This window comes from Sphingobium sp. CCH11-B1 (assembly GCF_001556865.1).
Lineage (GTDB): Bacteria > Pseudomonadota > Alphaproteobacteria > Sphingomonadales > Sphingomonadaceae > Sphingobium.
Genome location: NZ_LSJY01000178.1, coordinates 18,966 through 39,775 on the forward strand (window position 1 = coordinate 18,966; position 20,810 = coordinate 39,775).

Sequence of the window (20,810 nt, forward strand, 5' to 3'; positions counted from 1 at the left end):
GGGACGTCAGCGCAGCAGCGCGGCGTCCCCCCAGGTGACGGGCACGGCGTTGCCCTTGACCCCATCGGCGCGGGCGACGAGTTCCAGCAGCTTCACGCCCTTCACGTCGGCGGCGATGGCTTGCGCAGGCTGGCCACGGCGCAGCGGCGGGGTGCTGGCGAGCGGCTTGCCGTCGCCAAACAGGAAGAAGCGCACCGGCTGGTCGCCATCCAGTGCGCTGTCGTCGACGCCGACCTGAGCCGAGAAGCGGCCGAAGCCCGCGTTGCGCACTTCGAGCCGGCTGTTGGCGAGGATGCCGACGCCCGAGCCGAAGGTCCTGCCCGCGACGGTCAGCGGCTGGTTATAGGGGGTGAAGTCCGCCATCGCGCCGCCCCAGCCGGCATAGAGCGGCCGTTCGCCGATGCCGCGCGTGCCGCGCCAATTGGGGATGGAGCGGTAGATGGTGGGATCGGGTTCGGGCTGGACGACGCCATCGGCGGCCGGGTTCACCATGCCGGGCTGTTCGGAAAGATAGAGGCCGTCCGCCAGCACGCGGTCGCCCTTCGCGCGGAAGACCACGGTTTCGCGCGGCGCGACTCGCAGCTTCATTTCCTTGGTGAAATCGCTCTTTGCGCCGGTCCAGAGATTGGCGAGCGCGATCGGGCGGTCGGCGCGGAACTTGAGATGATCGGCAGTGAGCACGGCGTCGACGGGGGCGAGGCCGCGGTTGAACAGCGCGACCGCCTTGTCGCCATTGGCGAGCGTCTTGACGAGGATCTGGAACCCGTCCGCGTCGAAGGCCATGATCGCCTGGTTGCCGGCGGGATCCTGATTGAGGGCGATGAGGTCGGCATTGCCGAAAATGTCGATCAGCGGCTGCGGCGTGGAACGCAGGTCCGCGCCGATCAGCAGCGGCGCGTTCAGCATCGCCCAGAGCGCGAAATGCGAGCGCGCCTCCGTCAGATGATCCGCATCGAAATCGCCCTTCCCGATGAACAGCATGTCGGGGTCGTTCCACGAGCCCGGATGCGCGTAGAAGGCGCGGCGGGCGGCGCTGTCATAATTGGTGAGCATCCGGTCCCAGTCGGCCGAGATGTCGTCGCTGGTGCGGGAAATGTTGCCGACATCCTTGCCCCAGCCGCGCACATTGGCGCTGCCCCAGATGCAGAGCGAGAGCATATAGTCGCCATCGGGATTGTAGCGGGCGAGCGACTGGTTGATCTCCGCGAACAATGCCTTGACTGCCGGAATGTCGGACCGGGTGATGCTGTGCTGGTCGATGATGGGGGCAAGCGCGCGGAACTGGCCGTTGCGGACGCGCGGCGCGTCCGGCGCGAAGGCGCGGATGCCGCAGCCGTCCACCTTGATCGCGTCGAAACCCCAGTCGGCGAAGAACAGGCGGATGTCCTTGTCGGTATGGCCGTAGAGGCCCACTTCCCGTTCGGCCACGGTGCCTTCGGGCAACTGGGCTGGGCCATCCGAATAGGCCTGGGAGCAGGTGTTGCGGCCAAGGTCGGAATAGATGCCCGCCTTGAACCCCATGGCGTGGAGGCGGTCGGTGAGGGGGCGGAAGGAGGGCGTGCCCCCGGCCTTGCCCGTGCGCGCGGAGGGGAATTTGTCCGCCCGGAGGATCAGCCGATCGTCGCGGGTGCGGCGTTTCAGGGCCCAGCCATCGTCGATGTTGATATAGCGATAGCCCTTCCTGGCGAGGCCGGTGTCGAGGATGCGCTGGGCCGAACCCATCAGCTTTTCCTCGTCGACTTCGGTGTAGAAGGCGTTCCAGCTGTTCCAGCCCATCGGGGGGAGTTGCGCGCTGCCCGCCGCATAGGCGGTCCATCGGCCGGTGGGCGCAAGCGGGTCGGCGGGCGCGGCCGGCTGGGGCGAGGGAGTCTGGGCCGACAGGCTGGTGGCGGCGGCGAGCGCGAGGAGGGGCAGGAGGAACTGGCGCGGGGTCATGCGAAATCCTTGAGGCTGAGCGTGATCGGCGTTCCGGCCCTGAGCGTCAGGGTGCGGGCCTTGCCGCCGAGGCGGACGGTGCGGGGGCCATCCAGTTCGGGGCGCAGGATGGCGCGGTCGAGCCGGCCGGCCCGCCAGTGCAGGTCGACGCCGCAGCGGCCGCGTGCGCGCAGGCCGGTGACGCGGCCGGCGGGCCATGCCTTCGGCAGCGCGGGCAGCAGGTCGATGACATCCCCATGGCTGTCCATCAGCATTTCGACGATGCCCGCCGCGCCGCCGAAATTGCCGTCGATCTGGAAGGGCGGATGCGCGTCGAACATGTTGGGATAGGTGCGTTCGGGGCCGAGCAGGAAGCGCAATATCTCATGCGCATGATCGCCCTCGCGCAGGCGCGCCCAGAGGTTGATGCGCCAGGCGGTGGCCCAGCCGGTGGCGCGGTCGCCGCGTATCTCCAGCGTGCGGCGGGCAGCGGCGGCGAGCGCGGGGGTGCCGTCCGGCGTGATCTGGCGCGACGGGTGCAGGCCGTAGAGGTGGGAGACGTGGCGGTGATTCTGTTCGGGCGCGTCCGCATCCCAATCCTGCTGCCATTCCTGAAGCTGGCCCTGAGCGCCGACCTTGTAGGGGGCTAGCCGGTCGCGGGCGGCGCGCATCTCCGCGACCAGCGGCGCGTCGATGCCCAGGATCGCGGCGGCCTGCACCGTCTGGGTGAAAAGGTCGCGCAGGATGCCCATGTCCATCGTCGGCCCGGCGCAGATGGTGCCGCCATGGCCGTGCGGATTTTCGGGACTCATCGATGGATTGGTGACGAGGAAGCCGGTGGTCGGATCGCGCTGGAGCGTGTCGAGGAAGAAGCGCGCCGCCCCGGCAAGCAGCGGGTAGATGGAGGCGAGATAGGCGCGGTCGCGGCTGTAATCATAATGGTCCCAGAGATGGGTGCACAGCCACGCGCCGCCGGTGGGCCACAGGCCGAACTGCGCGCCGTCGATGGGCGCGGTCGCGCGCCAGAGGTCGGTGTTGTGATGCGCCACCCAGCCGCGCGCGCCATACATGGTCCGCGCGGTGCGTTCGCCCGTCACGGCGAGTTCGCGCACCATCTGAACCAGCGGCTCGACACATTCGCCCAGCGCCACCGGCTCGGCCGGCCAGTAGTTCATCTCGGTATTGATGTTGATCGTATATTTGGAGCCCCATGGCGGATTGAGGCTGTCGTTCCAGAGCCCCTGAAGATTGGCGGGCTGGCCGCCGGGGCGGGACGAGCAGATCAACAGATAGCGGGCATAGTGGAAATAGAGGGCGGCGAGCGCGGGATCGTCGCTGGTCTGGGAGGCGGCGATGCGCTGGTCGGTGGGGAGCTGCGCCGCGGGCGTGGCGCCAAGGTCGAGCGCGACGCGGCGGAACAGGCGCTGGTGCGCGGCGGCGGTGTCGGCGGCGATGCGGGCGAAGGGACGGCCCGTTGCCTTGGCGAGCGTCGCGGCGGTGGTGGCGAGGGGATCGCCGCTTATGTCCTCCACGCTTTTGACGCTGGTCGCCACGGCGAGGCGCAGGGTGACGGATTTGGCGCCCCGGATGCTGAGGCGACCATCCGGGCTTTGGGTGACACGGCCGCCTTCGACGCTGGCGATCAGGCGGGCGGCGAAGCGGAGATTGCCCTCCACCCCTTTGGACGCGCCGTTGCGGCCGGTGAGCAGCAGGCCGGCAGAGCCGTCCGCCGCGACCTGAACGTCGCGCTGGGGCGAACGCAGGGCGATGTCCACATCCAGCTTGCCGGTCGAGGAAAGGTGGATGGCGAGGAGATTGTCGGCGGGCGAAGCGATAACCCGGCGGACATGGGTCGCGCCATTGGCGGCAAAGCGCGTGGTCGCCATCGCGTCGACGAGATCGAGTTCGCGATGATAGGCGGTGGCTTGCCCGAGGCCGGGGAAGTCGAGGATGAGGTCGCCCAGCGTCTGATAGGGCATTTGCGTGAGCGGCTTTGCCATCAAGGTCTTGTTGGCGAGCGCTTCGGCTTCCTCGATCCGGCCGGCGAAGATGAGGTCGCGCACTTTGGGCAGGTTCGCTTTCGCGTCCGGGTTGACGGGATCATAGGGCTGCCCTGCCCAGAGCGTGCTTTCGTTGAGTTGCAGCTTTTCCTGTGCCGTGCCGCCGAACACCATCGCGCCGAGGCGGCCATTGCCGATGGGAAGCGCCTCCGTCCATTTCGCGGCGGGCTGGCGATACCAGAGGGTCAGAGGATGCGGCGCGGCGGGCGCTGCCTGCGCAGGGCGGACGGCGGCGAGCGCGGCGGTGCCCGCCGCCATCGCGGCCATGGTCTCGCGGCGGCTGAGGGTCATGGCCGCACCCCGGCCGGCAGGGGCTGGAGCGTGAAGCTGTCGACATCGAGATAGCCGCCGGTCGGCGCGGGATTGTAGCAGGAAAGCGCGATCTGCTGCCCCTGGAAAGTGCCGGTGCGCCAGTCGAAGGCGAGCGGGAAGCTGCCGCCGGCCGGGCGCCATTCGATGTTGTCGAGGCTGTAGGCGACGCGACCGGCCTTCGTATCGAAATCCATGTCGGCGCGCAGCCAGAGGGCGCGGCCCTTGATGGGAATGGAAGGAATGCGGATGGCCGTCTTCGGGCCTGACTGGGTGCTTTCGGTCAGCATCATCCGCAGCGCCTTCGTGCCCTTCGCGCCGCCGACGACCGAAAGCTGGGCATTATATTTGCCGAAGCTGCCGAAGCCGCAGACATCGCCCGGCCTGATGCCGGCGGTGTCGAGTTTGGCGATGGCGCGCATCTTTGGCCCCTGCGCCTTTTGCGTGAGCGTGTTGCGCGCGGTCCAGATGCCGTCCGCCTGGGTGGCGTGGAGGCGGAGGAAACCGGGCCGCTCCTTCAGCGACCATTTGCTGTCGTCCGGATTATGGTTCCATTGCCATTGCAGGCCGAGCTTTGGCGACGCGAAATCGTCCGAGCTGGGCGGCTGCGCGAAGGGGTGGCCCTTGATGGGCTTCACCGAACGTTCGGGGACGAAATCGGGCCGGTCGGGCGCCCCCCACCAGGGCCAGCCGTCCTTCCAGAAAATCGGGCTGATATTGGTCATGCGGCCGATCGCGCCTGCGTCCACCATGACGAAGCCGTACCAGCTGCCGTCGGGCATATCGACGATCGCGCCCTGATGCCCGCCGGTCTTGTCGTCGATCGAGGGCTTTGTTTCCCATGGTCCCCACAGGCTGCGCGAGCGCGAGACGGTCATCGCCAGCTTGCCGGGAATGGCGTTGAAGAGATAGTAAAAGCCATCATGGCGGACGATCTTCGATCCTTCCGCGCCCTTGTTGTAATAGGTGACCTTCGCGGCCGTGACGGCGGAAAGATCGTCATTGAGGGTCAGGAGCGTCACCGTGCCGTCCGACCCGATGGAGGTGCCGAGATAGGCCGTGCCGTCCGTGTCGATGAAGAGCGCGGGATCGAAGGCTTCGCGGTCCAGTTCCTTGTAGGTCCAGGGTCCGGTGATCGTCGCCGAGCGGTAGATGCGCGTCCTGTGCCCGACCGGCGTCACCGCAAGGTAGAACATGCCTTTGTGGCGGCGGAGGCTGGCGGCGTAGAAGCCGTGGCGATAGTCGCCGCCCTGTTTGAGGTCATAGCGCGGGTCGCCGTCCAGCCGGTCGACCACATGGGAGACGATGCGCCAGTTCACCATGTCCCTGGAATGGAGGATGGTGACGCCGGGCGAATTGGTGAAGGTGGTCGAGACGAAATAGAAATCCTCGCCCACGCGGATGATGTCGGGATCGGGATAATCCGCGAACAGCACGGGATTGCGATAGGTGCCGTCGCCCTGATCCGAGCGCCACACTTGCGCGGGCGCGGCTATGGCGAGGAGGAGCGAGAGGGGGAGGGCGGCCGCGCGGATCATGGCGCCGGCGTGTAATGATAGGGGCCGACCACCGTGCCGACGAAGCCGCCGGCCTTCTTCGTGCTGAGCAGGGTGGCGTCGAGACCGGCCTTGAGCGTGCGGGTCTTGCCGCCCGCGCCATAATCGAACGCCATCGTGCCGCCGGTGATGCGGATGGTTAGGGTGATCGGGCCGGATGTAGCGACGGGGGCCGAGGCGACCAGCGTGTCGCTGTCTGCGGCGTCGCGGGTGTAGAGGGCGACCATGGGCTTGTCCGCGATGCGGGTGAGGCCGAAAAAGAGGTTGCTGCGGTCGCTCTGCACGGCGGCGAGGCCGGCGCGGTCGCCGTCCCTTTCCGGCGCGTAGCGCAGCGTGGTGGAGAAGGTGGCGTTGGCGTGCTGCTGGCGGCGGCCGATGAAGGCGGGAACGCCGTTCAAGTCCCCGATGGGCGCGCCGCTCTCTAGCTCCAGCGCGCCGCCCTTCAGGCTGTAGAAGGGCTTTTTGGGCGTGCGGATGCCGATCCACTGCATCGGCAGCGCCCGGCCGTCGAACGATTCCACATAGGAAAAGTCGCCGCTGGTGGGGATGGGCGGCTTTGGCTGCGGCGGCAGGTCGGGCACCCTGAGCGCATGGGGGATCGCCTGCCCGCGCGGCAGGATGACGGGCCAGCCGTCCTTCCATGTGACAGGCAGGAGGAAGGTTTCGCGGCCGATATTATAATGGTCGTCGCCGTCATAGGGGCGGACAGCGAGGAAGGTCGCCCACCAGTCGCCCTTCTGCGTTTCGACCAGCTGCGCATGGCCCGCCGAGCCGATGAAGTTCGACCGGGCGGGGTCGAGATCGCGCTGGGTGAGGATGGGGTTGCCTTCATAGGGGATGAAAGGACCACGCAGTTCCTTCGAGCGGAACACGACCTGCGAGTGGTTGACGCTGGTGCCGCCTTCGGCAGCGGTCAGATAATAATAGCCGTCCTTCCTGAAGATGTGCGGCCCTTCGATCCAGACGGGCTTTTTGGAAATGTCGACGCCGCCGTTGATGAGCTGCGTGCTTTCCCCCACCATCTTGCCGGCGCGCCAGTCATATTCCTGAATCCAGATGGCGCGGTGGCCGTCATAGCGGGGCGGTTCGTTGGGGGCGCGGTTGTTGACGATCCAGGCCCTGTCCCCTTCCCAGTAGATGGAGGGGTCGATCCCTTCGAACGGCAGCCAGATGGGGTTGGACCAGGGGCCGGCAGGGTCTTTCGCCGTGATGATGAAATTGCCCCGGCATTCGACGCAGGTGTTGACGATGTAGAAGGTGCCGTCGTGGAAGCTGATCGCCGGGGCGAACACCGCCTGCGAGATGCGGCGGCCGGTGAAGTCCAGTTGCTCCGGCCGGTCGATGGCGTTGCCGATCTGGGTCCAGTTGACCAGATCCTTCGACCTGAAGATCGGCAGGCCCGGATAATGGGCGAAGGAGGAGTTGACGAGATAATAGTCGTCGCCCACCCGCAGTATCGAAGGGTCGGGATAATAGCCGGTGAGGATGGGATTGCGATATTCGCCGGGCTTTACCGCCACCTTTTCGATCGACTGACCCTTGTAGCTGAAGCTGTCGAAGCGCGCGGGCGCCGCCTGGGCGGACAGCGATGTGGACAGCAGCGCGAGGGGCAGGGCAGCGAAGGGCAGGGTCCGGTACGGCAAGGTCAATCTCTCCTCCAGGCGCCGCGCTGTGACTGCGGCTGCCGATCTGATAGCGCTATCAATTGTCTGAGTCTATCGCGCGGGTGCGGTCACGCCCGTGTCGGTCTGCACCACCGGCTTCATCGTGCCGTCGGCATTGTAATGGAGCCGCTCCACGGTGACGGCACGCCGCCCGATCGCGCCGTTCAGATCGCCGATTGCGAGCGCGGCATTGTGCAGGAAGATATACCATTGCCCCTTATATTCGACGATGCCGGGATGGATGGTGAAGCTGTATTTGCCCGATCCGGTGAGTTCGCCCCGGTAGGTCCAGGGGCCAGCGAGCGAGGTGGCGGTGGCGTAGGAAATGCGCTCGTCGCGATGGGTGGCGCGGTCCAGCGAGGCATAGGTCAGATAATAGAGCTTGCCGCGCTTGTGCAGCCAGGGGCCTTCCTCGAAATGGGGCGGGGTGATCTCGCGGATCGGGCCGTCCAGCTCGATCATGTTGGGCTTCAATTTCGCGATATAGGCCTGGCGATTGCCCCAGGCGATCCAGGTCGTGCCATCGTCGTCGGTGAAGACGGTGGGGTCGATATCCTCCCAGCTATGCGTGCCCTTGGGCGTCATCTGGTTGGTGATGAGGGCAGAGCCCTTCGCGTCCGTGAAGGGGCCGGTCGGCGTGTCGGAAACGGCGACGGCGATCGCCTTGCCCGGATGGCTATTGTCATGCTCCACGGCGGCATAGAACCAGTATTTCCCGTTCTTTTTGATGGTCTGGGACGCCCAGGCGTCCTTCTTCGCCCATTTGAAGCCGGACACATTCATGATCGGGCCGTGATCGGTCCAGTGGCGCATGTCGGCGGTGGAATAGACCAGCCATTCCTTCATGTTGAACATCTCGTCGCGCTGCGCCTCGTCATGGCCGACATAGAGGTAGAGGCGGTCGCCATCGACCATCGGGGCAGGATCGGCGGTGAACTTGTCGCGGATGATCGGATTGGCGCCGGGCGCTGCGTCCTGCGAAAGGGCCGGGGCGGCCAGGGTGGCAAGGGCGAGGAACGACAATAACGACCGGCGCATGGATGATATGTTCCTTGTGAAAATCAGGTGAGGATGATGCGGCGCGCCGTGCCTTCGGGATCGTCGACCATGCGGCATTGATTGTCGAAGATCATCGTCTGGCAACGGGTGGCGTTGGTGGGCGTCCAGTTGAGGCCCGGCTGGCTGGGGTTGCCGGTGCGGGCGAAATTGGCCCAGGCCGTCGCCATCGTGCGGGCGAGCTTCTGCGCCTCCGGCGTGTTGCCGGTGCCCTGATCGCAGAGCGCTGTATTGTCGAACACGAAGGCGAGGTCGGCGGTGTGCCACGCGCCCGCGACGCCGTCTAACTGGGGCGATTGCCACTGGAAGAGATATTGATAGGTGGGCGCGGCCCCCGCCTGCTTGTCGCGCAGCGCGACCATCGACTGGATGCGGTTGCGATAGGCGAGCGAGGAGACGCCGTAGGAAAGGGTGCGGATCGCCTTTTCGGGGTGGTCGCGCTTCATCCGGGCGATGAGGGCGTCAGCCTTTTGCGCGCCATATTGGCCGGCAAGCTCTGCGCGCCATTCCGCCTCGGTCGGGTTGGAGCTGAAGCGCATCCCTTCCTCGCTGGTGTTGCCGATCAGCAGGGGCACGTCGCGCGACATGTCGGGCGCGGCGTCGAAGAAGGAGCGGACGGTGATGACCCGGCCGTCCATCGTCGGGTTCCAGCCGACGCGCGGCGTGGTGGAGGGGCCGCCGGCATTGCGCGGCCCGTTGATCTGCTCCGCCACCTTGTTCCCCGCGGCAAAGAGCGTGGCCCAGTCCATTTTCTGGAGCGCGGCCATGTCGCGCGGGCGGACGCCCAGTTCCCTGATGACCCGGCGGGAGAAATCGCGCGACTGTTCAAGGCTGGGGATGTTGCCGCCGCCGCCCGACTGCGCCGCCGCTCGGTGGATGATGCCCTTGCCCGAGGACATGCCCATGAGCGTCGTCACCTTCGACGCGCCGCCCGACTGGCCGTAGATCATGATGCGGTCGGGATTGCCGCCGAAAGCCGCGATATTTTCCCGCACCCAGCGCAGCGCAGCGATGCAGTCGGTCATGCTGACATTGACGGATTCGGCATAGGCGTCGCCGCCCATCTCGACGAGGTCGAGGAAGCCGAGCACGTTCAGGCGGTGGTTGATCGACACCTGCACGACGTCATGATGCCGCGCCATCTGCGCGCCGTCATGCGAGGCGAGTTCGTAGGAGGAGCCGAAGGCGAAGCCGCCGCCGTGGAAATAGACCATGACCGGGCGGTTGCCCGAGAGCGAGGGCGTCCAGACGTTGAGCTTGAGCATATCCTCGCCCAGGAACCCGTCCGTCCATTGCTGGAGGAACGTATGTTCCTTCGCGCGGAAGCTGTGCAGCGTCTGCGGGCAGTTGGCGCCATAGGCGAGCGCGGGATAGGGATCCGTCCAGGGCCTGGGCGGCTTGGCCGGCAGCCAGCGATTTTCGCCGCCGGTGTCGTCGCCATAGGGAATGCCCTTGAAGGTGAACACGTCGCCCGCGACATAGCCGCGCACCAGGCCATAGCGGGTCCGGGCAATGGCGCTGCGCGGCGTGGTGCAGGTGCCCGTGCCGCCGGACGAGCGCGCCGGCCGCGCGGCGGCGGCCGCTTCGCCGGGCAGGAGCGCGGCCGCGCCGCCCAGAGACGACGCCAACAGCGCCTGACGTCGATCGAAAAGCATGGCCCGTCCGGTCATCCAGCATCCCCTTGTCGATTATCGCGCCGACATCCTTCCCGCATGTCGGGCGGTCAGCGGCGAAATCCTATACGATCCAGGGGGCGGGTCAATAACTCCCACAAATATTTTGCGGTTCAGCCTTGTCAGGCTGGCTTCGCCCTATGCCATCCCGCATGACATGAGGCAAATGACGCAGGCGGGGCGCGGACCAGCGGGGTCGCGCTGATGGCTTAGTCGTACATTTGGGGAGAGGATGATGCGCGCCTTGATCGCAGCCCAGCCGGACACCCCATCCGGCGGGGCGGGCGGCCAAGGCGCGCCGCCAACCTACGCCCTTTTGCCCTCTTTGCCAGCGGCGGCGGCTGGACTAGATCGGCGCTTTGGCTTTGTTGAAGGCAAAGGGGGTGGGCATGGCGAGACCGGATCGTCCGGCGCGGGGCGCGACGATCGTCGATGTGGCGGCGCGCGCGGGCGTTTCTTCCATGACGGTGTCGCGGGTCATCAACGGGCGGTCGGGGGTGAGCGCCGAGACGCGGGCCGCGGTGGAAGAGGCGATCAAGGCGCTGGCCTACACGCCCAATGTCGCCGCGCGCAGCCTGGTGACATCCAGCGAACTGCGCATCGGGGTGATCTATTCCAATCCCAGCGCCGCCTTCATGAGCGAATTTCTGACCGGCGTGTTCGAGGAGGCATCCGCCCGCAGCGCGCGGCTGATCCTGGTGAAGGGCGAAGGCGGACGCCCGCCGCCGACCGCAGCGGTCGAGGATCTGATCGAATCCGGGGTGAGCGGCGTGCTGCTTGCCCCGCCGCTGGGCGAGGCCCCCGAAGTGCTGCGCGTGCTGCGCGCCGCAGGGTGCATCATGGCGGCGGTGGGCGCCTATCAGTCGCCCGACACGATCTGCGTGCGGATCGACGACCGGGCGGCATCCTATCAGATGACACGGCTGCTGCTGGACCTGGGGCATCGCCGGCTGGGCTTCGTGCTGGGCAATCCCGACCAGGCGGCCAGCGCCGAGCGCATGGCGGGATTCTACGCCGCCGTGCGCGAACGGGGCGGGGTGGAGGTGCAGGTGGCGCAGGGCGACTTCACCTATGTGTCCGGGCTGGCCGCCGCCGAGCGGCTGCTGGGCGCGGGCGACCCGCCGACCGCCATCTTCGCCAGCAATGACGATATGGCGGCGGCCGTCGTGTCCGTCGCGCACCGCCGCCATCTCGACGTGCCGGTCGAACTGACCGTCGTCGGTTTCGACGACACCACCGCCGCGCTGACGCTGTGGCCGCCGCTGACGACCGTGCACCAGCCGGTGCGCGAACTGGCGGCCGAAGCGCTGGGCCTGCTGGTCGCGGAGATCGGCCAGAACGGCCGCCATTCGCGGGTGCCGCGCGAAAAGATACTGGAGCACCGGATCGTCGAGCGTCAGTCCACCGGGGCGCTGAAACCCTCTTCGCGATAGACGAAGCTGGCGAAGTCGGCGGGCGTGCCGGCGCCCGACAGATCCTGGCACGCCATGCCGACGAACGCGCCGGTGAAGTTGGGCAGGCGGGGCAGGGTGACTTCGTCCGACAGGATGCTGGCATCGTGGATGTCCGGCAGGACGCGCCAGTCAGCATCGCCTTCTGCCGCCCAAGCGAAGGTCAGGCGGTCGCCGTCGACATCGGCGCGCAGGTCGATCATGCCGTCGGGCAAGTCGTCGACCAATATGTCGAAGCTGTTGCCTTCAGGATTTTCGGGCGAGGCGGTGAGCAACTGAAGCTGGCGGCGCCCTTCCTCCGCGCTGACGCAGAGATAATAATATTTGGTGCTGTTGTAATAGTAGATGAGGCCGGCCGCCTGCTGGAAGCAGCGGGGCGCGAAGGAGAGGGATGTCGTCGCGCTGAAGCGGAACGCGGTCTGCCGCCGCGCCACCAGCGCCTGTTCGAACAGGCTGCCCACCGTTTCGCGGCCATGAAGGCGCAGGAAGCCGGGGCGCTCCGTCAGGCTGAACAGCCGGTCGGCATGGGGACTGCGCAGCCATTGCAGGTCAAGCGGCAGGTCGGGCGCATCGAAGCGGCCGTCCCATGGCGCGATGTCCCATGGCGCGGGCCGCAGGTCCGGCGCGGGCGGCGTCGGGTCGGGCCGGGCATCGCCGGCGATGGTGCGCAGCCATCCATCCTCGCCCCATGTCATCGGCTGGATCGATGTCTCGCGGCCCATGACGCAGCGCTCGCGCCCCGGCAGTGGACGGCCGCACAGATAGGCGAGCCATGTCGTGCCGTCCGCCAGCTCCACCAGGTCGCCATGGCCGGCGCGGGTGATCGCCATGTCCTTGCGCCCCGCGCTGGTGAGGACCGCGCCGTCGGGATGGACCTCATAGGGGCCGAGCAGGTCGGGCGAGCGGGCCATGACCACGGCATGATCCCAGCCGGTGCCTCCTTCCGCCACGAGCAGGTGGTAGAAGCCGCCGCGCTTGTACATATGCGGCCCTTCGGTAAAGCCCCGCTCCGTGCCCTTGAAGATCAGCGTGGGTTCGCCCACCAGCGTCATGGCCCTGCGGTCCAGTTCCTGCGCCTGGATGCCGGCGAAGCGGCCATGGCCGGGGCGATGATCCCACAGCATGTTGAGCATCCAGCTGCGCCCGTCATCGTCGTGGAACAGGGCCGGGTCGAAGCCGCTGCTGTTGAGGTGGACGGCGTCCGACCAGTCGCCGTCGATCCGGTCGCAGGTGACAACATAGTTGGGGAAGTCGCGCAGCGACATGCCCTTCGCCCCCTGCACCGTCGTCGCGCCATAGCGTTTGACGTCGGTGTAGATCAGCCAGAATTTGCCGTCGGCATAGCTGAGGTCGGGCGCCCACACGCCGCAGCTGTCGGGATCGCCGCGCATGTCGAGCTGCCCCGGCCGGGCGAGCGGCCGGGCGGCCAGCCGCCAATGCACAAGGTCGCGGCTGTGGTGGATCTGGACGCCCGGATACCATTCGAAGGTCGAGGTCGCGATGTAGAAATCATCGCCCACGCGCAGGATCGACGGGTCCGGATTGAAGCCCCGCAGGATGGGATTGGAGATGTTCGTCATTGAGGCTTGCGCACCAGCGTCCACAAAAGGGCGGCGCCGAGCAGGTCGAGCACGCCGAGCAGGATGAAGAAGGGTTCGTAGCCGACCTGGTCGACCATTTGCCCGAGGGAAAGGGAAAAGATCAGCACGCCCAGATTGCCCGCCAGCCCCGCCATGCCCGCGGCGGTCGCGACCTCATTTTTCGCGAACAGGTCGGACGCCATGGTGATGACGGTGACGGACAGCGTCTGGTGCGCGAAGCCGCCAAGGCACAGCAGCGCGATCGCGGCATAGGGATTGGTCGCAAGGCCGACAAAGGCCATGCCGGTCATCAGCACCGCGCCGAGCGTGAAGGCAGAGCGGCGCGCGTCGATGAGGTCGATCCCCCGGCGCTGAAGGAAGGTGACGATGGCCGGGCCGAACAGGCAGCCAAGATCGGCGGCGAGGAAGGGCAGCCAGGCGAACAGGGCGATCTGGCCCAGGTCGAATCCGCGCACGCGCGCAAGGTAGAGCGGCATCCAGAAGGACAACATGCCCCAGACCGGATCGGCCAGCAGGCGGGGCAGGGCGATGCCCCACAGGTCGCGGCGGCGGGCGAGGGCCAGGACGGAGGGCTTGGCCGCCTTCGCCGCGAGGCGCAGTTCCTGGTTGCTGAGGATATAGTCGCGTTCCTCCGCGCTGAGGCGCGGGTGCCGCATCGGGCTGTTATAATGGAGATACCAGAAGATCGCCCAGACAAGGCCGATGCCGCCCGCGACGACGAAGGCCAGCCGCCAGCTGTGCACCATCACCGCCCAGGCGACGAGCGGCGGGGCGAAGACGGCGCCGAAGGACGCGCCGATATTGTAGATGCCGCCCGCGACCCCGCGTTCCTTGGACGGGAACCATTCGGCGACCAGTTTCTGCCCGGCGGGCTGGGCCGATCCTTCGGCAAGGCCGAGCAGCCCGCGCAGCGCGGCGAAGCCGAACCAGCCGTTGACCAGGCCATGCGCCATGGTGACGACCGACCAGACCGCGACGCAGAGGGTGAAGCCGATGCGCAGCCCAACGCTGTCCAGGAAATAGCCGGCGAGCGGCTGGAGCATCACGCCGAGCTGGAACGCGCCGGTGATCCAGCCATATTCGACGCTGCTGATCCTCTGTTCTTCCAGAATCACCGGCGCGGCGACGCCGAGCACCGAACGCGACAGATAGTTGATGACCATCGCGCCCACGAACAGGCCGATGATGGTCCAGCGAAACTTGCCGACGAGTTTCAGCATGGCGCGCGCACGTCAGACGAGTCGGTGACTTGGCCGGTCATTCCGAGCGGCGCGGCGTGGCTTGGCCGGGTCCGGGTCGCGCCGGATTGCAGGCGTGTGTGGTTCAAAAGCAACATCCCCTCTCAATAACTCTTGTCAGAGTATTGACAACAATGATCTTCCATTTAGTAGGCTATTGTTAGCGCTAACTACAAATCTGTCGAGTCTTTGTTACGGGCTAGGCGGGAATGGCGTAACAACGGGGCTCATCGCCCCGCAATCGATGCAAAGCATCACTATTTTGGGGAGAGCAGGATGTCAGGTTTCCAGTTTCAACGTGGTTTGATGCGCGCGGGCTGCGCGATGGCAAGCGTGGCGGCCCTGTCCGCCAGCCTGGCCTATGCGCCTGCTTTCGCCCAGGCCGCAGACCAGGCCGCGACGAGCCAGACCGCCGCGCCCCAGGACAGCAACGCGCGCGGCGCCAACGCCGACATCATCGTCACCGGATCGCGCATCAAGGCGAGCGGCTACACCGCGCCGACGCCGACAACGGTGGTCGATGAAACGCTGATCCAGGCGAATGCGCAGCCGAACATCTTCACCACCATCGCGCAGCTGCCGTCCCTCCAGGGATCGACCGGCACGCAGACCAACACCTTCAGCACGTCGAGCGGCCAGCAGGGCCTCAGCAGCTTCTCGCTGCGCGGCCTGGGCGCGATCCGCACCCTGACCCTGCTGGACGGCCAGCGCGTCGTGGGCGCGAACGTGACCGGCACGCCCGACATCAGCCTCTTCCCCCAGCTCCTCATCCAGCGCGTCGACGTGGTGAATGGCGGCGCGTCCTCGTCCTACGGGTCGGACGCGGTCGGCGGCGTGGTGAACTTCATCACCGACACCCGGTTCAAGGGCCTGAAGGGCAATATCCAGGGCAGCATCACCGACTATGGCGATGACGAGACCGTGCTGGTCCAGCTCGCCGGCGGCAAGAGCTTCGCCGACAACACGGTCCACCTGATCGTCAGCGGCGAATATAGCGACGAGGCGGGCGTCGGCCCCGGTCCGTTCGGCATCGGCCTGGCCGGCGGGCGCGACTGGTTCATCCAGCGGACGCTGGTCAACCGCAACATCACCAATGACGGCAACCCGCAACTGGTGCTGCGCGACTATGCCCAGTCGATCGGCTTCACCAAATATGGCCTGATCACCGCCGGGCCGCTCCAGGGCACGGCGTTCGACCAGTCCGGCCGGCCCTTCCAGTTCCAGTACGGATCGAACGGCGTGCCGGCGCGCAACGCGGCGGGCACGGTGATCGGCTGCGACTTCGGCTTCTGCCAGGGCGGCGACGTGTCGGGCAACGTCGATTCGGGCCGGTCGATCAAGTCGGCCATCGAGCGGTTCAACATCTACAGCCGCCTCGGCTACGACTTCGCGCCCAACAACGAAGTCTATGTCACGGTCAATGTCGGCCAGGTGAAGACCCACAACCAGCCGATCAACGGCCAGAACCGGCCCAACCTGACGATCCAGTGCGAAAATCCGTTCGTGCCGCAGATCGTGCGCGACCAGTGCGCCGCGGCCGGCATCACCAGCTTCCGCTACGGCACCAGCAACGCGGCGCTCGGCAACACGCAGGTCTATACCAATCGCCGCCAGTATCGCTTCGTCGCGGGCGCCAAGGGCGAGTTTCCGGTGCTGGGCACCGACTGGAACTACGACGCCTATTATGAGCATGGCATCAACTACACCGACATCGATGTCGAAAATATCCTGCTGTCGCGCCGGTTCGACCGGGCGATCGACGCGATCAGCCTGAACGGCGTGATCGTGTGCCGCGATCCCGTCGCGCGCGCCAACGGATGCCAGCCGCTCAACATCATCGGCGGCACCCCGTCGGAAGCGGCGCTGCGCTACGTCCAGCCCGCAAACGGACCCTATCAGCGCACCAAGCAGACGCAGGACGTGGTCAGCATCAACTTTTCGGGCCAGCCCTTCGAATCCTGGGCCGGGCCGGTGTCGGTGGCGTTCGGTGGCGAATATCGCCGCGAATTCTACCGCGTGAGCGCCGACCCCTATGGCGCGGGCGGCACCAACACGCCGTTCAACGAGGACTATCCCGCCGATCCCGTGCTGCTGGCGGATGGCGTCAACTGGTATGCGGGCAATTACCGCAACGGCCGGGGCGTCTATAATGTGAAGGAAGGCTATGTCGAAGTCGACGTGCCGGTCATCAATTCCGACGCAGCGGGCCGCGCCAACATCAACGCCGCAGCGCGCGTCACCAACTATTCGACATCGGGCACGGTGTGGACGTGGAAGGTCGGCGGCACCTGGGAACTGCCGATCGACGGGTTCCGCCTGCGCGGCGTGACGTCGCGCGACATCCGCGCGCCCAACCTGTCCGAACTGTTCGCGGCTCCCGTCACCACGACGCTGCCGAACTTCTTCGATCCGTTCAACAACCGCAACGTGCTGGCGCTGCAATATACGGTCGGCAATCCCGCGCTGACGCCGGAGATCGCGCGCAACACCACCGCCGGCATCGCGCTGTCCAACCCGTCCTGGCTGCCGGGCTTCAGCGCGTCGTTCGACTGGTACAAGATCAAGATCGACGACGTGATCGGCAGCCTGGGCGCGGGTGATATCGTTAACTACTGTTTCACCGGCATCCTTCCGCAGACCTGCAACTCGTTCAACCTCAACAACCCCAACGGACCGAACTTCATCAACGTCCAGTCGTTCAACTTCGCGTCGATCAAGACCGAGGGCTTCGACATCGAGGCGAGCTATCAGTGGCGCAATCCGATGGGCCTGCCGGGCACGCTGACGCTGCGCGCGCTGGCCACCCATGTCGCCAAATATATCAGCGACACCGGCCTGCCCGGCACCATCCCCAACGATCAGGCGGGCCAGAATCTGGGCGCCACGCCGGATTGGAAATGGATGGCGCAGCAGAGCTATTCCAACGACCAGTTCTCCTTCTTCCTGCAGGAACGCTGGTTCAGCGACGGCGTCATCAGCAACAATTATGTCGAGTGCGAACCCGGCAGCTGCCCGGTGTCGACCGGCAACAACCAGACGATCAGCCCGCAGGACAACCAGATCCCCGGCGCCTTCTACATGGATGTTGGCGGCACCTATAATCTGACGCCGCAGATCACCGCCTATTTCAAGGTGGACAATCTGTTCAACCGCGACCCGGCGATCGTCCACATCTTCTCCAACCCCGCGCTCTATGACGCGCTGGGCCGGACCTACCGGGCGGGCGTCCGCTTCAAGCTGTGACCCAAGAACCGCGCCGGGGCGGGCCACAGGTGCCTGCCCCGGCGCGGAACCACGATACTGGGGAGAGGACTGGAACGGATTTCCCCTGAAACGGCGGCAATCGCGATACCATCCTCCCGTCGCCTTGCCCGCTTCCTCTCCCCCTTTCTGGCGCCGGGTTCGCCCGGCTCCCTTTTCGACATGAAAAGCCGGATCGCCCGGCGATTTCCCGACAGGAATGGTTGCATTTTGTCGGAGTAGAACGGTAACATCCCGGCAAGTCAGCGCGCCGCGCCGCCACAGGAGAGATACCGTGCCCAACCTGCCCCCATGCACCGGCCCGTCGCGCCGGGACCTGCTCGCCAGCGCAGGCGTCGCCGCCGTGACGGCGGGCCTAGGGCCGGTGCTGCCCGCCACGGCAATCGCGGCGCAGCCCGCAGCCGGCGCGGTGGGGAAGCCCGCGCGGCTCCAGCCGTTCGACATGGCGGACGTAACCCTGGCGGAAGGGCCGTTCCTGCATGCGCAGCGCATGACCCAGGCCTATCTGCTGCGGCTCCAGCCCGACCGGATGCTGCACAATTTCCGCGTCAATGCAGGGTTGAAGCCCAAGGCGGCGGTCTATGGCGGCTGGGAGTCCGAGCCGACCTGGGCCGAGATCAACTGCCACGGCCATACGCTGGGCCATTATCTGTCCGCCTGCGCGCTTGCCTACCGGTCGACGGGGGACAAGCGGTTCAAGGCCCGCGTGGACTATATCGCGGGCGAACTGGCCGCCTGCCAGGAAGCGGCGGGATCGGGACTGGTCTGCGCCTTTCCCGACGGGCCTGCGCTGGTGGCCGCGCATATCCGCGGCGAGAGGATCACCGGCGTTCCCTGGTACACGCTGCACAAGGTCTATGCCGGGCTGCGCGACGGCGCGCTGCTGGCGGATAGCGGGACGTCGCGCGACGTGCTGATGCGGCTGGCGGACTGGGGCGTCGTTGCCACGCGGCCGCTGACCGACGCGCAGTTCGAGGCGATGCTGGCGACCGAACATGGCGGCATGAACGAAATCTATGCCGACCTCTACGCCATGACCGGCAAGGAGGAGTATCGCGCCCTGTCGCAGCGTTTTTCGCACAAGGCGGTGATGGAGCCGCTGGTGAAGGGGCGCGACCTGCTGGACGGGATGCACGCCAATACGCAGGTGCCCAAGATCGTCGGGTTCCAGCGCGTCTATGAAGTGACGGGCGACGAGTCCTACGCGCAGGCCGCCAGCTTCTTCTTCCGCACGGTGGCGCACACCCGGTCCTTCGCAACGGGCGGGCATGGCGACAATGAGCATTTCTTCGCCATGGCCGATTTCGACAAACATGTCTTTTCGGCCAAGGGGTCCGAGACATGCTGCCAGCACAATATGCTCAAGCTTGCCCGGATGCTGTTCATGGCTGATCCGCAGGCCGACTATGCCGACTATTATGAGCGCACGCTCTATAACGGCATCCTGGCCTCGCAAGACCCGGACAGCGGCATGGCGACCTATTTCCAGGGGGCACGGCCCGGCTACATGAAGCTGTACCATACGCCCGAGGACAGTTTCTGGTGCTGTACCGGCACGGGGATGGAGAACCACGTCAAATATCGCGATTCCATCTATTTCCATGACGACCGGGCGCTGTACGTGAACCTGTTCGTGCCGTCCGCCGTCGCGTGGAAGGAGAAGGGGGCGGAGCTGGTGCAGCGTACGACCTTCCCCGACGCGCCGACGACGAGCCTGCAATGGAAACTGCGCGCGCCGGCCGAGATCGCGCTGAAGCTGCGCCATCCGCGCTGGAGCCGGACGGCGGTGGTGCTGATCAACGGGCAGGAAGCGGCACGATCGGCGACGCCCGGCAGCTATGTCGAGGTCGCGCGGACATGGAAGGATGGCGACCGGGTCGAATTGCGGCTGGCGATGGAGCCGGCGGTCGAGCGCGCGCCGGCCGCGCCCGACATCGTGGCCTTCACCTACGGGCCGATCGTGCTGGCGGGCGCGCTGGGCCGGGAGGGGCTGGCGCCGGGCGCGGACATCATCGTCAACGAGCGCAAATATGGCGAATATAACAAGAGCGACGTCACCGTGCCGACCATCGCGGGCGATCCCGAACGGCTGGCGCAGCAGGTGAAGCGGGGGACAGGGCCGCTGGAATTCAGCATCGCGGCGGACGATGGCGCGCCGGTGCGGCTGATCCCCTATCACCGCATCGCGCATGAACGCTATGCCACCTATTGGAAGGTGAAGCCGGGTTCGGCCTGAAAGGGCGGCGTGAACGGGCGGTCCGATTGACGAAGCGGGTGGCAAGCCGGTCTTTTCGCGCTAAGCTGGCCATCCATCGGGAGCCTTGTCCGTGTCCATCCTGCCTGATCCGCCGCCGCCCGTGACCGAGCCGGTCGTGCTGCATGGCTATTGGCGGTCGTCGGCAAGCTGGCGGGTGCGGATCGCGATGGGGTTGAAGGGGATCGATCATGCGGACCGCGCCTGGCACCTGCGGCACGATGCGCAGCGGTCCGCCGACTATCTGGCGATCAACCCGCAGGGGCTGGTGCCGGCGCTGGAGACGGCGGGCGGGGTGCTGACCCAGAGCCTGGCCATCTGCGAATATCTGGACGAGCTGTATCCCGACCCGCCGCTGCTGCCCGCCGATCCACTGGCGCGGGCGCGGGTGCGCGCCTTCGCCCAGGCGGTGGCGTGCGACATCCATCCGCTGCAGAACCTCAAGGTGCTGCGCATGTTGCGGGCGCGCGGCATGGACCAGGAGGCCGTGGACGGCTGGGCGCGCGAGGTGATCGAGACCGGGCTGGAGGCGTGCGCCGCGCTGATCGCGCAGGAGGACGGCCCCTATTGTTTCGGCGCGACGGTGACGCTGGCCGACATCTGCCTGATCCCGCAGCTGGGCAATGCCCGCCGGTTCGGCGCGCGGACCGACTTTCCCCGGATCGAGGCGATCGACGCGGCCTGTGCGCGCCTGCCCGCCTTCATCGCGGCGGCCCCGGCGCAGCAGCCCGACGCGGAATAGGGCGGGCCGGGCAGGGCGGGCGGAGCAGGGC

At 66.7% G+C, this 20,810-nt stretch carries 12 protein-coding genes; 4 read left to right on the top strand and 8 right to left on the bottom strand.

Annotated features, from left to right (window positions below; genetic code table 11):
* Positions 1-6: 6 nt before the first annotated feature.
* The 6 genes from AX724_RS17875 to AX724_RS17900 form a co-directional block, all read right to left on the bottom strand.
* Complete coding sequence (locus AX724_RS17875; RefSeq protein ID WP_066769068.1) at positions 7-1,935, bottom strand: NPCBM/NEW2 domain-containing protein; 1,929 nt, start codon at positions 1,933-1,935, stop codon at positions 7-9.
* On the bottom strand, positions 1,932-4,265 hold the full coding sequence (locus AX724_RS17880) for a glycoside hydrolase family 95 protein (protein WP_066769071.1): 2,334 nt from the start codon (positions 4,263-4,265) through the stop codon (positions 1,932-1,934). Before AX724_RS17880 ends, AX724_RS17875 begins: the two co-directional genes overlap by 4 nt.
* A complete protein-coding gene (locus tag AX724_RS17885) occupies positions 4,262-5,821 on the bottom strand; it encodes a glycoside hydrolase family 43 protein (protein ID WP_066769079.1) in 1,560 nt (519 codons plus the stop codon). Before AX724_RS17885 ends, AX724_RS17880 begins: the two co-directional genes overlap by 4 nt.
* On the bottom strand, positions 5,818-7,482 hold the full coding sequence (locus tag AX724_RS17890; protein ID WP_443018770.1) for a glycoside hydrolase family 43 protein: 1,665 nt from the start codon (positions 7,480-7,482) through the stop codon (positions 5,818-5,820). The genes AX724_RS17885 and AX724_RS17890 overlap by 4 nt, the downstream gene beginning before the upstream one ends.
* 72 nt (positions 7,483-7,554) lie before the next feature.
* Positions 7,555-8,541 (bottom strand): glycoside hydrolase family 43 protein, encoded by a 987-nt coding sequence (locus AX724_RS17895; RefSeq protein ID WP_066769081.1) that lies wholly within the window; start codon positions 8,539-8,541, stop codon positions 7,555-7,557.
* A gap of 23 nt (positions 8,542-8,564) precedes the next feature.
* On the bottom strand, positions 8,565-10,229 hold the full coding sequence (locus AX724_RS17900; protein WP_066769084.1) for a carboxylesterase/lipase family protein: 1,665 nt from the start codon (positions 10,227-10,229) through the stop codon (positions 8,565-8,567).
* A 392-nt stretch (positions 10,230-10,621) separates the two neighbouring features.
* Between AX724_RS17900 and AX724_RS17905 the strand changes: the two genes are divergently transcribed.
* Positions 10,622-11,665 (top strand): LacI family DNA-binding transcriptional regulator, encoded by a 1,044-nt coding sequence (locus AX724_RS17905; RefSeq protein ID WP_066769086.1) that lies wholly within the window; start codon positions 10,622-10,624, stop codon positions 11,663-11,665.
* Here AX724_RS17905 and AX724_RS17910 read toward each other — a convergent pair.
* Both AX724_RS17910 and AX724_RS17915 read right to left on the bottom strand, forming a co-directional pair.
* Positions 11,629-13,263 (bottom strand): glycoside hydrolase family 43 protein, encoded by a 1,635-nt coding sequence (locus AX724_RS17910; RefSeq protein ID WP_066769093.1) that lies wholly within the window; start codon positions 13,261-13,263, stop codon positions 11,629-11,631. The genes AX724_RS17905 and AX724_RS17910 overlap by 37 nt on opposite strands.
* Positions 13,260-14,504: an MFS transporter gene (locus AX724_RS17915; protein WP_066769100.1), complete on the bottom strand. Its 1,245-nt coding sequence runs from the start codon at positions 14,502-14,504 to the stop codon at positions 13,260-13,262. Before AX724_RS17915 ends, AX724_RS17910 begins: the two co-directional genes overlap by 4 nt.
* Before the next feature lie 294 nt (positions 14,505-14,798).
* Here AX724_RS17915 and AX724_RS17920 point away from each other — a divergent pair, with 294 nt between their 5' ends.
* The 3 genes from AX724_RS17920 to maiA all read left to right on the top strand — a co-directional run bounded on the left by AX724_RS17920 (position 14,799) and on the right by maiA (position 20,779).
* Entirely contained in the window at positions 14,799-17,765 is a 2,967-nt protein-coding gene (locus AX724_RS17920; protein ID WP_066769103.1) for a TonB-dependent receptor plug domain-containing protein, read from the top strand.
* 217 nt (positions 17,766-17,982) lie between these two features.
* Entirely contained in the window at positions 17,983-20,019 is a 2,037-nt protein-coding gene (locus tag AX724_RS17925; protein ID WP_082733596.1) for a glycoside hydrolase family 127 protein, read from the top strand.
* A 91-nt stretch (positions 20,020-20,110) separates the two neighbouring features.
* Positions 20,111-20,779 (top strand): maleylacetoacetate isomerase, encoded by a 669-nt coding sequence (gene maiA, locus AX724_RS17930; protein ID WP_269454170.1) that lies wholly within the window; start codon positions 20,111-20,113, stop codon positions 20,777-20,779.
* Positions 20,780-20,810 lie beyond the last annotated feature (31 nt).

Bases quoted from the DNA above. Each gene is read 5' to 3' on its own strand.
- AX724_RS17875 (WP_066769068.1), bottom strand. From the start codon at position 1,935: ATGACCCCGCGCCAGTTCCTCCTGCCCCTCCTCGCGCTCGCCGCCGCC.
- AX724_RS17880 (WP_066769071.1), bottom strand. From the start codon at position 4,265: ATGACCCTCAGCCGCCGCGAGACCATGGCCGCGATGGCGGCGGGCACC.
- AX724_RS17885 (WP_066769079.1), bottom strand. From the start codon at position 5,821: ATGATCCGCGCGGCCGCCCTCCCCCTCTCGCTCCTCCTCGCCATAGCC.
- AX724_RS17895 (WP_066769081.1), bottom strand. From the start codon at position 8,541: ATGCGCCGGTCGTTATTGTCGTTCCTCGCCCTTGCCACCCTGGCCGCC.
- AX724_RS17900 (WP_066769084.1), bottom strand. From the start codon at position 10,229: ATGACCGGACGGGCCATGCTTTTCGATCGACGTCAGGCGCTGTTGGCG.
- AX724_RS17905 (WP_066769086.1), top strand. From the start codon at position 10,622: ATGGCGAGACCGGATCGTCCGGCGCGGGGCGCGACGATCGTCGATGTG.
- AX724_RS17910 (WP_066769093.1), bottom strand. From the start codon at position 13,263: ATGACGAACATCTCCAATCCCATCCTGCGGGGCTTCAATCCGGACCCG.
- AX724_RS17915 (WP_066769100.1), bottom strand. From the start codon at position 14,504: ATGCTGAAACTCGTCGGCAAGTTTCGCTGGACCATCATCGGCCTGTTC.
- AX724_RS17920 (WP_066769103.1), top strand. From the start codon at position 14,799: ATGTCAGGTTTCCAGTTTCAACGTGGTTTGATGCGCGCGGGCTGCGCG.
- AX724_RS17925 (WP_082733596.1), top strand. From the start codon at position 17,983: ATGGTTGCATTTTGTCGGAGTAGAACGGTAACATCCCGGCAAGTCAGC.